Genomic DNA, 13,123 nt, shown 5'->3' with positions numbered 1-13,123 from the left:
GTGGAGCGCAACATGACTACCTCTACCCTGCAACACAATGATAATAAAGCCGTTGAAGTAGAAAACCGGGTGATCAAAAAGCTGTTCCGCCGCCTGATTACCTTCCTGTTTGTTCTCTTTGTTTTCTCATTTTTGGACCGCATTAATATCGGCTTCGCCGGCCTGACGATGGGCAAAGACCTCGGCCTGACCTCCACCATGTTCGGCCTGGCGGCGACGTTGTTCTACGTCACCTACGTGCTGTGCGGGATCCCCAGCAATATCATGCTGGCGAAAGTCGGCGCGCGCCGTTGGATCGCCGGAATTATGGTGGTCTGGGGGATCGCCTCGACCTGCACCATGTTCGCCACCAGCCCGCATACGCTGTACATCCTGCGCATGCTGGTCGGTATCGCCGAGGCTGGTTTTCTACCGGGGATCCTCGTCTATCTGACCTGGTGGTTCCCGGCCTACCATCGCGCCCGCGCCAACGCCCTGTTTATGATCGCCATGCCGGTGACCATGATGCTCGGCTCGATACTTTCCGGCTATATTCTGGCGCTCGACGGCCTGTGGAACCTGAAGGGCTGGCAGTGGCTGTTTCTGCTGGAAGGCCTGCCGTCGGTGGTGCTCGGCGTCGTCACCTGGTTCTTCCTCAACGACACGCCGGATAAAGCCAACTGGCTCGATAGCGAAGAAAAACAGGCGCTGAAGGCGATGATCGATCGTGAACGGGAAAATGCGGCGGTCGTTCCGGCTTCGCCGCGTTCCACGCTGCGCGAAGTCCTGACGCCAGCGGTGCTGATGTATACCCTGGCCTACTTCTGCCTGACCAATACCCTGAGCGCCATTAATATCTGGACGCCGCAGATCCTGCAGAGCTTCAACACCGGCAGTAGCAACATCATGATTGGCCTGCTGGCGGCGATCCCGCAGTTCTGCACTATTTTCGGCATGATCTGGTGGAGCCGCCGCTCCGACCGGCGCAAAGAGCGCAAAATGCATACCATCCTGCCCTACCTGTTCGCCGCGGCGGGTTGGCTGCTGGCTTCGGCAACTCACCACAGCCTGATCCAGCTGATCGGCATTATTATGGCTTCGGTGGGATCCTTTACCGCGATGGCCATTTTCTGGACCACCCCGGATCGGGTGATCAGCCTGCAGTCGCGCGCGGTGGCGCTGGCGGTAATCAACGCCATCGGCAACGTCGGCTCTGCCGCCAGCCCGCTGTTGATCGGCATTTTGCGCGATACCACCGGCAGCTTTAGCTCCGGGCTGTGGTTTGTCGCCGGGCTGCTGATTGTCGGCGCGCTGGTGCTCACCCGCATTCCAATGAGCCAGCGTGAGGACGCCGCCGCCGCCCCGGGCTTAGCGGCGCAAAAAGGCCACTAAGGAGCGGGTATGTGCCAGCATTCCATCGCCAATATCGATATCAATAAAGATTACGACGAGAGCCTGGGCACCGAGGAGGTGCACTATCAGTCGTTTTCCCGCATGGCGGCCTTTTTTGGCCGCGACATGCAGGCGCATCGCCACGACCGCTATTTCCAGATGCACTATCTTGATACCGGGCAGATTGAGCTGCAGCTTGATGACCATCGCTATTCGGTGCAGGCGCCATTGTTTGTGTTAACGCCGCCCTCGGTGCCGCACGCCTTTATTACCGAGTCCGATAGCGATGGTCACGTGTTGACGGTGCACGAAGAACTCATCTGGCCGCTGCTGGAGGTGCTTTATCCCGGCACGCGGGAGACCTTCGGCCTGCCGGGGATCTGCCTGTCGCTGGCGGATAAACCCGACGAGCTGGCGGCGCTGGCCCACTACTGGCAGCTGATCCGCCGGGAATCCACCGCCCAGTTGCCGGGGCGCGAGCACACCCTGGCGCTGCTGGCGCAGGCGGTCTTTACCCTGCTATTGCGTAACGCAAAGCTCGACGATCACGCCGCCAGCGGCATGCGCGGCGAGCTGAAGCTATTCCAGCGCTTTAACCAGATGATCGACAGCCACTACCATCAGCACTGGACGGTACCGGATTACGCCAGGGAGCTGCACCTGACCGAATCGCGGCTGACCGATATCTGTCGCCGCTTTGCCAACCGTTCGCCCAAACGGCTGATATTCGACCGCCAGCTGCGCGAGGCGAAGCGCCTGCTGTTGTTCTCCGATAGCGCCGTCAATGAGATAGCCTGGCAGCTGGGGTTTAAAGACCCCGCTTATTTTGCGCGTTTTTTTAGCCGCCAGGTCGGCTGCTCGCCCAGCAGCTACCGGGCGCAAAAAGTACCGGTATCGTAATTCCCCGCTGGCGCTGCGCCTGCCGGGCGATGGTGCACAGGTCGGTTCAGCGCCGCGCCAGCCGGCAAACGCTGCAGAGATCACAAAATTCACTCCCGCCTGAAAAGTACCCGTCGTTGTCGCAAACGTCCCTTCACGACAAGCGCAATAACCGCTTCAATTGAACAACAAAAACAAAACATATATTTAACATCATTTTCCGATAAATACTGAAGAGGCCCCTATGAAACCTGAAGATTTCCGCGCCGACGCGAAACGCCCGTTAACTGGCGAAGAGTATTTAAAAAGCCTGCAGGATGGCCGCGAAATTTATATCTACGGCGAGCGCGTGAAGGATGTCACCACCCACCCGGCCTTCCGTAACGCCGCGGCCTCCGTCGCTCAACTGTACGATGCGCTGCACAAACCGGAGATGCAGGATTCCCTGTGCTGGGGCACCGATACCGGCAGCGGCGGCTACACCCACAAATTCTTCCGCGTGGCGAAAAGCGCCGACGATCTGCGCCAGCAGCGCGACGCCATCGCCGAGTGGTCGCGCTTAAGCTACGGCTGGATGGGCCGCACCCCGGACTACAAAGCCGCCTTCGGCTGCGCGCTGGGCGCCAACCCGGCGTTTTACGGCCAGTTCGAGCAGAACGCCCGCAACTGGTACACCCGCATTCAGGAAACCGGCCTGTACTTTAACCATGCGATCGTCAACCCGCCGATCGACCGCCACAAGCCGGCCGATGAAGTGAAGGATGTCTACATCAAGCTGGAAAAAGAGACCGATGCCGGGATCATCGTCAGCGGCGCGAAAGTGGTCGCCACCAACTCGGCGCTGACCCACTACAACATGATCGGCTTCGGCTCCGCGCAGGTGATGGGCGAAAACCCGGACTTCGCGCTGATGTTCGTCGCGCCGATGGACGCCGAAGGCGTCAAGCTGATCTCCCGCGCCTCCTATGAGATGGTCGCCGGCGCGACCGGCTCCCCGTACGACTATCCGCTCTCCAGCCGTTTCGACGAGAACGACGCGATTCTGGTAATGGATAAGGTGCTGATCCCATGGGAGAACGTGCTGATTTATCGCGACTTCGACCGCTGCCGCCGCTGGACCATGGAAGGGGGTTTCGCCCGCATGTACCCGCTGCAGGCCTGCGTACGTCTGGCGGTAAAACTGGACTTTATCACCGCCCTGCTGAAGCGCTCGCTGGAATGTACCGGCACCCTCGAGTTCCGCGGCGTGCAGGCCGACCTCGGCGAAGTGGTGGCATGGCGCAACATGTTCTGGGCGCTGAGCGATTCCATGTGCTCGGAAGCGACGCCGTGGGTCAACGGCGCATGGCTGCCGGATCACGCCGCGCTGCAGACCTATCGCGTGATGGCCCCGATGGCCTACGCCAAGATCAAGAACATCATCGAGCGCAACGTCACCAGCGGCCTGATTTATCTGCCGTCCAGCGCCCGCGATCTGAACAATCCGCAGATTGACCAGTATCTGGCGAAGTATGTGCGCGGCTCCAACGGTATGGATCACGTTGAACGTATCAAGATCCTCAAACTGATGTGGGACGCCATCGGCAGCGAATTCGGCGGCCGCCACGAGCTGTATGAAATCAACTACTCCGGTAGCCAGGATGAGATTCGCCTGCAGTGTCTGCGCCAGGCGCAGAGCTCCGGCAATATGGACAAGATGATGGCGATGGTCGACCGCTGCCTGTCCGAGTACGACCAGAACGGCTGGACGGTGCCGCATCTGCACAATAACGCTGATATCAACATGTTGGATAAGCTGCTGAAGTAATTCGCAGCGGGAGGTCATAATGCAATTAGATGAACAACGCCTGCGTTTTCGCGATGCCATGGCCAGCCTGTCGGCGGCGGTTAACGTGGTCACCACCGCAGGCGAAGCCGGCCGCTGCGGGATTACCGCCACGGCGGTGTGCTCGGTGACGGATACGCCGCCCTCGGTGATGGTGTGTATCAACGCCAACAGCGCGATGAACCCGGTGTTTCAGGGCAACGGCAAGTTGTGCATCAACGTGCTGAACCATGAACAGGAAATCATGGCCCGTCATTTCGCCGGGATGACCGGGGTGACGATGGAAGAGCGTTTTGCCCTCAGCGGCTGGCAGCAGGGCGCGCTCGGGCAGCCGGTGCTGAAGGGGTCGCTGGCCAGTCTCGAAGGGGAGATTAGCCAGGTACAAACCATCGGCACCCACCTGGTCTATCTGGTAGAAATCAGGAATATAACCCTGAGCCAGCAAGGCCACGGGCTGATCTACTTTAAGCGCCGCTTCCACCCGGTAATGATGGAAATGGAAGTCGCAGTGTAATCGCCTTGTCTGCTCCTCCCCGGTTGGGGAGGAGCGTTAACCCACAGCGTCGCAGGCCACAATATCCTGTGATCACAATCACATAATCCCGCCCTGTTCACTTCGTAGCCAACCGCTTACCCCTTCCAGTAACCGCTTAACCTCCTATACAACCACTCACCCATTTACTCATCTTTACGCGCGCGCCGGTCTGGCAAGATCGGAGGCAGCCTAGCTAATCAATACCTCCATCAACTCTTACTTAAAACCAGACGGCTTCGGCCAATTATTCATCTCATTAACGCCAGGTTTTACTATGGATACCAAAAAACTATTCAAGCACATACCCTGGGTGATTCTCGGGATCATCGGGGCATTTTGCCTCTCAGTCGTCGCCCTGCGCCGCGGTGAGCACGTCAGTGCCCTGTGGATCGTGGTGGCGTCGGTTTCCGTGTACCTCGTCGCCTACCGGTATTACAGCCTGTATATCGCGCAGAAGGTGATGAAGCTTGACCCGACGCGCTCCACGCCAGCGGTTATTAATAACGATGGCCTGAACTATGTGCCGACCAACCGCTACGTGCTGTTTGGCCACCACTTTGCCGCGATTGCCGGCGCCGGTCCGCTGGTGGGCCCGGTGCTCGCCGCGCAGATGGGCTACCTGCCGGGCACCCTGTGGCTGCTGGCGGGCGTCGTGCTGGCAGGCGCGGTACAGGACTTTATGGTGCTGTTTATCTCCTCACGGCGTAACGGCGCCTCGCTGGGCGAGATGATCAAACAGGAGATGGGTCCCGTACCGGGCTCCATCGCGCTGTTCGGCTGCTTCCTGATAATGATCATCATCCTCGCGGTGCTGGCGCTGATCGTGGTGAAAGCGCTGGCGGAAAGCCCGTGGGGCGTCTTCACCGTCTGCTCGACGGTGCCAATTGCCCTGTTCATGGGGATCTACATGCGCTTCCTGCGCCCGGGCCGCGTAGGCGAAGTATCGGTCATCGGTATCGTCCTGCTGGTGGCGTCTATTTACTTCGGCGGCGTGATTGCCCACGACCCGTACTGGGGCCCGGCGCTGACCTTTAAAGACACCACCATCACCTTTACCCTGATTGGCTACGCGTTTATCTCGGCTCTGCTGCCGGTATGGCTGATTCTGGCGCCGCGCGACTACCTGGCGACCTTCCTGAAAATCGGCGTCATCGTTGGCCTGGCGCTGGGTATCGTGATCCTTAACCCGGACCTGAAAATGCCGGCGGTGACCCAGTACATTGACGGTACCGGTCCGCTGTGGAAAGGCGCCCTGTTCCCGTTCCTGTTTATCACTATTGCCTGCGGCGCGGTCTCCGGCTTCCACGCCCTGATCGCCTCCGGCACCACGCCGAAGCTGCTGGCCAACGAAACCGACGCCCGCTTTATCGGCTACGGCGCAATGCTGATGGAGTCCTTCGTGGCGGTGATGGCGCTGGTGGCGGCATCGATTATCGAACCGGGCCTCTACTTCGCGATGAACACCCCGCCGGCGGGTCTGGGTATCACCATGCCGAACCTGCACGAAATGGGCGGTGAAAACGCGGCGCTGATTGCCGCCCAGCTGAGGGATGTCACCGCTCACGCGGCAGCGACCGTCAGCTCCTGGGGCTTCGTGATCTCACCTGAGCAAATCCTGCAAACCGCGAAAGATATCGGCGAACCTTCCGTACTGAACCGCGCAGGCGGCGCGCCGACGCTGGCCGTGGGTATCGCTCATGTGTTCCACAAAATCATCCCGATGGCGGATATGGGCTTCTGGTACCACTTCGGTATCCTGTTTGAAGCGCTGTTTATCCTCACCGCGCTGGATGCGGGGACCCGCGCAGGCCGCTTTATGCTGCAGGATCTGCTGGGTAACTTCGTGCCGTTCCTGAAAAAAACCGACTCGCTGGTCGCCGGGATTATCGGTACCGCCGGCTGCGTCGGGCTGTGGGGCTACCTGCTGTATCAGGGCGTGGTCGACCCGCTGGGCGGCGTGAAGAGCCTGTGGCCGCTGTTCGGTATCTCTAACCAGATGCTGGCCGCGGTGGCGCTGGTGCTTGGCACCGTGGTGCTGGTCAAAATGCAGCGCACCAAATATATCTGGGTCACCGTGATCCCGGCTGCGTGGCTGCTGCTGTGCACCACCTGGGCGCTGGGCCTGAAGCTGTTCAGCACCAACCCGCAGATGGAAGGCTTCTTCTTTATGGCTCAGCAGTATAAAGAGAAGATCGCTTCCGGCGGCGAACTGACCGCACAGCAGATTGCCAACATGAACCATATCGTGGTCAACAACTACACCAACGCCGGCCTGAGCATCCTGTTCCTGGTGGTGGTGTACAGCATCATCTTCTACGGCATCAAAACCTGGCTCACTGTCCGCAACAATAAAGTGCGTACCGACAAAGAGACCCCGTACGTGCCGGTACCGGAAGGCGGCGTGAAGACCTCGTCACATCATTAACCCCGATGCCGGATGGCGCTACGCTTATCCGGCCTACAAAAAAGCGCATCAACGTAGGCCGGAGAAGGCGCTAGCCGCCATCCGGCTTTATTCGTTATCTGGAACTTACAATGTTTGGTAACTTAGGTCAGGCAAAAAAATATCTCGGTCAGGCGGCGAAAATGCTGATTGGCATTCCGGATTACGACAACTACGTCACCCATATGCAAACCAACCATCCGGATCAGCCGTACATGACTTATGAAGAATTCTTCCGCGAACGCCAGCAGGCCCGCTACGGCGGCGACGGCAAAGGCGGCGTCCGCTGCTGTTAATGGAGGCAATAATGGCACCGATTGCAGTCACCCTACTCACCGGTTTTCTCGGCGCAGGTAAAACCACCCTGTTGCGCCATATTCTCAACGAACAGCACGGCTTTAAAATCGCCGTGATTGAAAATGAATTTGGCGAAGTCGCCGTTGACGATCAGCTGATCGGCGACCGCGCCACGCAGATTAAAACCCTGACCAACGGCTGCATCTGCTGTACGCGCTCCAACGAACTGGAAGACGCCCTGCTCGATCTGCTCGACAGCCGCGACCGCGGTGAAATCGAGTTCGACCGGCTGGTGATTGAATGCACCGGCATGGCCGACCCGGGGCCGATTATCCAGACCTTTTTCTCCCACGAGGTGCTTTGCGAGCGCTATCTGCTGGATGGCGTGATCGCCCTGGTGGATGCGGTCCATGCCGACCAGCAGATGGATCAGTTCACCATCGCCCAGTCGCAGGTAGGCTACGCAGACCGCATTTTGCTGACCAAAACTGATGTTGCCGGCGACACCGAAAAATTGCGCGAACGGCTGGCGCGCATTAATGCCCGGGCGCCGATTTATACCGTCATTCACGGCGATATCGATCTTAGCCAGTTGTTTAACACCAGCGGCTTTATGCTGGAAGAGAACGTCGTAAACAGCAAACCGCGTTTCCACTTTATGGCAGAGAAGCAAAACGACGTGTCATCAATCGTGGTTGAGATGGATTACCCGGTGGATATCAGCGAAGTGTCGCGTGTAATGGAAAATCTGCTGCTCTCCTTCGCCGAGCAATTGATGCGCTATAAAGGGATGCTGTGGATCGACGGCGAGCCAAATCGCCTGCTGTTCCAGGGCGTGCAGCGCCTCTACAGCGCCGACTGGGATCGCCCGTGGGGCGATGAAACGCCGCACAGCACGCTGGTGTTTATCGGCATTCAGTTGCCGGAAGAGGAGATTCGCGCGGCATTTGCCGGGCTACGACGCTAATCTGCCCGCCTGCGCGCTAAGGCGCAGGCCCCCTTCTCTCCCCGTACATCGTCAAAGACAGGGTTAAAACGTCGTCATCGCGTCGAAAAATGTAAATCAACGTTTTTATAAGTAACAGCAGAAACACTTTTGGAAATAATAAGAAATTCAATGAATAGGACGCTTAATAATTAATGCCCGCCCTGTTCAGTTTCTGTTTAGCCCCCCCATTAAACTGTGGCTAAACAGACCAAATTTGATGATTGACCTCGCCATAACCCAACGTCATTACAACATTTTCAAAACACTTCCCTGACAAACACAGCATAAAAAATCGACGTAAGTCACATTTGCAGAGGTAAACATCGATTGTTAAGGTGCCCTCAGACAAATTTAATGACGAGGAGCAAACCATGAAAAAGCTTAACATCCTGATTGTTGCTGCCCTGACCGCGGTCTCTGGTTCCGCCATGGCAATGGGGTTTACCGTTGAACAAGGTAAGAATTTTACCAACCTGAATATGGAAATGGGTAAATCCTCTTCCGGCCTGTATGCCGAAAGCCACTGGCTGAAGAATACCGATGATGGTAGCCAGACCGGCGGCGTTGGCGCGGGTTACAATCTGGAAGTTGGCCCGGTGATGCTCAACGCTGGCGCGAAAGCTATCTACCTCGGGCCGAAAAAAGGCGATAACGGCGTCGCGTTTCCGGTCGGCGGCGGAGTGAACGTGGCCCTGACCGACAGCATCCACGTGTTTGGCGAAGGGTATGTGGCCCCCGACGGCCTGAACAACAGCGTGAAAAACTATGTTGAGGCGAACGGCGGCGTGAGCTGGTCCCCGGTTGGTCCACTGACCCTGAAGGTCGGTTACCGTCACGTGAGCGTTGACGGCAAAGAGGGCCGCCCAAACCACACCCTGATTGATGGCGCCTACGTGGGCGGCGGGATTACCTTCTGATGAAATCACGTCTCGCCGCGCTCTCTGCGCTGAGCCTGGCGTTGCTGCTCACCGGCTGCACTCAGTATACCTGGGTGAAGCCGGGTTTAAGCGATGCCGACATGCATAAAAAGCTCACCGAATGTGAAGCGCAGGCCCTGGTCGATCTCCCTCCGGATAACGTGGTGACCGGGTCCAGTTCAGAAAAAAGCGACAAAAAGCATAAGAAACAGGATGTTGAAACAAGTTATACGGTAGAAGACGCGAATGAATATCAGCGGGAGACCTTAGTCGACAGCTGTATGTTCAAAAGCGGCTGGGATAAAGTCGAAGTGCAATAAATCTATTATAAAAAAACCTGCCGGATGGCAGGTTTTTTTATGGTCGGGCTTAGCGGCGAACCACCACCAGCTTTTGGTTCACAAACTCTTTGATGCCGAGATCGGAGAGCTCCCGGCCATAACCGGAACGCTTCACGCCGCCAAACGGCAGTTCGGGCGCGGTATCGGTCAGCCAGTTGATATAGACCATCCCGGTTTCAATGGCGGATGCCATCCGTTTAGCGCGTTCGATATCCTGACTGAACACCGCGCCGCCCAGGCCATAGTGAGAATCGTTGGCAAGCGCAATCGCCTCCTCATCGTTTTTCACCACGTAGATCTGCGCCACCGGGCCAAAGAACTCTTCGAAGTACGCCGGATTGTCGCGGGTAATACCGGTCAGGATAGTGGGTTCAAAGAAGTTGCCGTCTCGCGCCACGGGCTTGCCGCCCAGATGCAGCGTGGCGCCGTTTTTGACCGCCTCGTCAACCTGCTTGCTTAAGGTTTCCAGCGCATCTTTAGAGGAGAGCGGCCCCAGCGTGGTGCTTTCATCCAGCGGATCGCCTATTTTTACCTGGCGAAACGCCTCGCTAAATTTCGTCAGAAACGACTCAGCGATGTTCTCATGCAGGATAAACCGCTTGGCGGCAGTACACACCTGGCCGGCGTTGTTCAGCCGCGCCTGGACGCCGATTTTCACCGCGCGATCGAGGTCGGCATCGTCGAGCACCACAAACACATCGTTGCCGCCGAGTTCCAGGGTCGATTTTTTAATATGCTTCGCCGCCTGCGCCGCCACCACGCTGCCAGCTTTTTCCGACCCGGTCAGCGCCGCGCCCTGCACACGATCGTCGGCGATAATCTTCGCCACCTGATCCTGGGAGATAAACAGATTGGTCCACGCCCCTTCCGGTGCGCCGGCCTCGCGCACCAGATGAGCAAAGGTCTCCGCGCAGTGCGGCACAATGCTGGCGTGTTTGGCGATAACCGGGTTCCCGGCCGCCAGGTTTGGCGCCAGGACGCGCATCAGCTGGTAATAGGGGAAGTTCCACGGTTCCACCGCCACTAATACGCCGATGGGATGGTGTTCAACCCAGGCGTCGCCGAGTTCGGTGGGGTATTTCACCGGCGCCAGCATCGATTTGGCGTTATCGGCGTAATAGCGGGCGATTTGCGCGCACAGTTTCACTTCGCCGCGGCTCTGCTTAATGAGTTTCCCCATCTCCTCGCTGGCGATTTTCGCCAGATCTTCCGCCCGGCTGTCGATCAGATCCGCCAGCTTATGCAGCACCGCCAGGCGCGGTTCGATATCGCCTTTCGCCCAGGCCGAATGATAGAGCGCATCCGCCTGCCGCAGCGCCGCCTCCACGTCCGCATCGCTGTGCGCCGGGTACGTTTTAATAAGCTGATTGTTCGCAGGATTCACCGTCTGATAGGCCATATCGCATGTCTCCTTGTTATCGCTATTAAGGCAGTCAAAAATGCCGTTAAGGATATTAAGGGTAGTCGAGATGGCTGGCGATGCGGGTAAAGTTAGGTATATCCGGAATATTCCATAACGGTGGCTAACCGGGGCGACCGTCAGGCCGTCCCGGCGTTATCAATGCGCCAGCGCGGCGATCTCATCGGCGGTCAGGCCAGTGATTTTCACCACCGTCTCGCGGGCAATGCCGTCGGCCAGCATCCTCTGGGCAATGCGCAGCGCCTCGGCATGCTGTCCTTCACGCTTGCCTTTTCTGCGCCACACTTCCTGTAATCGTTCGGCGATGGTCATCAATCTCTCCCTGTGCTGAGGAACCCGTTGCGCCACTTCCTGGATAAACCGGCCAAAGCGACGCGCGTTGCCAGTTTGCAGTAGATAATTAAACAGCGTTTTTATCTGCCTGTCATTAGCGTCACCGCTAAGTAAAATCGTCGTCAGCTGCTCAACAATCGCCATTAAATCACGCTGGCGAATATGCTTCTGTATCAGCTCGAGTAATGCCACCCGCCGGTGACGAACGATCTCATCGTCGGGGATCACCGTGATATCCACCAGCGGAAAGGGCGAGGCATAAAGCTCCCTCGCCAGCGGTGGATCGGCAAAGCAGTCCAGCCAGCTGAGCGACTACGGGTATGGCGTGGTCGCTCCGTGATAGAACAGCATCGGCACCACCAGCGGCAATCTGGTATGACCGTTATCCAGATGGCGCTGCATCGCGGCGATGGCGTAGCGCATCAGGCGAAAAGCCATTTGCACGTCCGGTGAGCTCTGATGTTCGATAACCACATAAATGTATCCCTTGCCAGACGCGGTTTTGAGTGACCACAGCACATCGGAGTACCAGGCCCGCAGGCTCTCCTCGATAAAGCTTGCCGACTCCAGCTGTAAGGTATCGAGGTCGCAGCGCTGACGCAGCGCAGGCGGTAGATGGATCGCCAGGAAATCACGCGCGATGTCGGCCTGAGTGAGAAACTGTTTAAACACCGCATCATGCGGCGTCGAGGTGGTGCCCTTTGCCATCGGCTCATCCCTGCCTGCTTATCCTGCAGGGACTCTACCTCCCATGAATGTCGCTGACACCCCGGAAACCGGGATTTTACATTCCGCGACGAAAACATATTTCCCCGGACTGCAAGCGTGACATCCTTTTTCGACGCGGTACGCAAATCCCGGCGGGCGACAGCCTCGGCGCAGCATGCTATAAACGATTTATCCCCTCAGCAAAGGTCGATGCGGTGAACCATACCCGAGATATTCCCCAAACCTTCTGGCGAGACGAACGCCTGCCGTGGCTGGAGCTGCGCAGCACCTGGGGCAGCCGTCAGGCCTATAAGCGCCACAGCCACCCGCAGCTCTCGGTGGGGGCGATTATCGACGGTGAAACGCGCTGCCTGTGCAATGGTCAGGAATATCTCCTGCAGCCCGGGGATCTGATCGTGATCCCGCCGCACGCGCCGCATAGCTGTAATCCGCTGCGTGACCGGCCGCGCAGCTATCATATGCTGTACCTGGAGGCGGCATGGTGCCATGCGCAGCGTCCAGATATTCCCCCTGGCGCCAGTATCACCTCGCCGCAGCCGCTGCTGCACGACAGCCCTCTCTTTGCCTGCTTCCAGCAGATTGTCGCCCTGATGAGCCGCGGCCGCATTGAGCAACTGCACGCCCGGCTGGCGCAGCTCCTGCACGCGCTGCCGCTGTGCGCCGCCGCGCCGCAGGCGCCACATCACGCCAGCGCCCTGCTGTTTCAGCGCCTGGCGACAGATCTGCCGGCGCCGCCATCGCTGGATAAGCTGGCCCACGACAGCGCGCTACGTAAAGAGACCGTTATCCGCGCCGTGAAACAGGATACCGGCCTGACGCCCGCCAGTTTGATCAATATGGCGCGCATTGAATATGCGAAAACGCGCTTACGTGCCGGGGACCCTATTGCCGACGTCGGCTATCAGGCCGGCTTTGCCGATCAGAGCCATTTCCATAAAACCTTCGTCAGTTATACCGCCGCCACGCCGCGGCAGTATGCGCAAAGCCGATCAATTTCCGACAATAAGTAATTTTCCACCTGGCGTAGGGTGGCCTCAGCACCATT

Annotated in this window: 11 protein-coding genes and 1 pseudogene; 10 read left to right on the top strand and 2 right to left on the bottom strand. The window is 58.2% G+C overall.

Annotation, left to right across the window (positions count from 1 at the left end):
* Window positions 1-12: 12 nt before the first annotated feature.
* From hpaX to K5R89_RS21515, 9 genes are all read left to right on the top strand, one after another.
* A complete protein-coding gene (hpaX, locus tag K5R89_RS21555) occupies window positions 13-1,371 on the top strand; it encodes a 4-hydroxyphenylacetate permease (protein WP_217259551.1) in 1,359 nt (452 codons plus the stop codon).
* A 9-nt stretch (window positions 1,372-1,380) separates the two neighbouring features.
* Window positions 1,381-2,271, top strand: coding sequence for a 4-hydroxyphenylacetate catabolism regulatory protein HpaA (gene hpaA, locus K5R89_RS21550; RefSeq protein ID WP_023291847.1), 891 nt, complete (start codon window positions 1,381-1,383; stop codon window positions 2,269-2,271).
* Between the two features lie 223 nt (window positions 2,272-2,494).
* Window positions 2,495-4,057 (top strand): 4-hydroxyphenylacetate 3-monooxygenase, oxygenase component, encoded by a 1,563-nt coding sequence (gene hpaB, locus K5R89_RS21545; RefSeq protein WP_002887473.1) that lies wholly within the window; start codon window positions 2,495-2,497, stop codon window positions 4,055-4,057.
* 19 nt (window positions 4,058-4,076) lie between these two features.
* Complete coding sequence (locus K5R89_RS21540; RefSeq protein ID WP_023291846.1) at window positions 4,077-4,589, top strand: 4-hydroxyphenylacetate 3-monooxygenase reductase subunit; 513 nt, start codon at window positions 4,077-4,079, stop codon at window positions 4,587-4,589.
* A 295-nt stretch (window positions 4,590-4,884) separates the two neighbouring features.
* On the top strand, window positions 4,885-7,035 hold the full coding sequence (gene btsT / locus K5R89_RS21535) for a pyruvate/proton symporter BtsT (protein ID WP_044525281.1): 2,151 nt from the start codon (window positions 4,885-4,887) through the stop codon (window positions 7,033-7,035).
* Between the two features lie 110 nt (window positions 7,036-7,145).
* Window positions 7,146-7,349: a YbdD/YjiX family protein gene (locus K5R89_RS21530; RefSeq protein ID WP_002887451.1), complete on the top strand. Its 204-nt coding sequence runs from the start codon at window positions 7,146-7,148 to the stop codon at window positions 7,347-7,349.
* An 11-nt stretch (window positions 7,350-7,360) separates the two neighbouring features.
* Window positions 7,361-8,317, top strand: coding sequence for a GTPase (gene yjiA / locus K5R89_RS21525; RefSeq protein WP_023291844.1), 957 nt, complete (start codon window positions 7,361-7,363; stop codon window positions 8,315-8,317).
* Window positions 8,318-8,709: 392 nt separating this feature from the next.
* On the top strand, window positions 8,710-9,255 hold the full coding sequence (locus K5R89_RS21520; RefSeq protein ID WP_023291843.1) for a YfaZ family outer membrane protein: 546 nt from the start codon (window positions 8,710-8,712) through the stop codon (window positions 9,253-9,255).
* Window positions 9,255-9,575: a hypothetical protein gene (locus K5R89_RS21515; RefSeq protein WP_032454756.1), complete on the top strand. Its 321-nt coding sequence runs from the start codon at window positions 9,255-9,257 to the stop codon at window positions 9,573-9,575. Before K5R89_RS21520 ends, K5R89_RS21515 begins: the two co-directional genes overlap by 1 nt.
* Before the next feature lie 49 nt (window positions 9,576-9,624).
* Here K5R89_RS21515 and K5R89_RS21510 read toward each other — a convergent pair whose 3' ends face one another.
* Together K5R89_RS21510 and K5R89_RS21505 are read right to left on the bottom strand one after the other, a co-directional pair.
* A complete protein-coding gene (locus tag K5R89_RS21510) occupies window positions 9,625-10,995 on the bottom strand; it encodes an NAD-dependent succinate-semialdehyde dehydrogenase (RefSeq protein ID WP_064155470.1) in 1,371 nt (456 codons plus the stop codon).
* 159 nt (window positions 10,996-11,154) lie between these two features.
* Window positions 11,155-12,057, bottom strand: a pseudogene (locus tag K5R89_RS21505) (Rpn family recombination-promoting nuclease/putative transposase).
* A 215-nt stretch (window positions 12,058-12,272) separates the two neighbouring features.
* On the opposite strand from K5R89_RS21505, the gene K5R89_RS21500 reads away from it, so the two are divergent.
* Window positions 12,273-13,088 carry an AraC family transcriptional regulator gene (locus tag K5R89_RS21500; protein ID WP_217259550.1) on the top strand — a complete coding sequence of 272 codons (816 nt, stop codon included), beginning with the start codon at window positions 12,273-12,275 and terminating at the stop codon, window positions 13,086-13,088.
* Window positions 13,089-13,123 lie beyond the last annotated feature (35 nt).

The sequence above is a fragment of the Klebsiella sp. TF21-TM genome (assembly GCF_019753495.1).
Taxonomy (GTDB): Bacteria; Pseudomonadota; Gammaproteobacteria; order Enterobacterales; family Enterobacteriaceae; genus Klebsiella; species Klebsiella quasipneumoniae.
The sequence above is the reverse complement of the archived record's forward strand: the minus strand, read 5'-3'. Positions and strand labels throughout refer to the sequence as shown.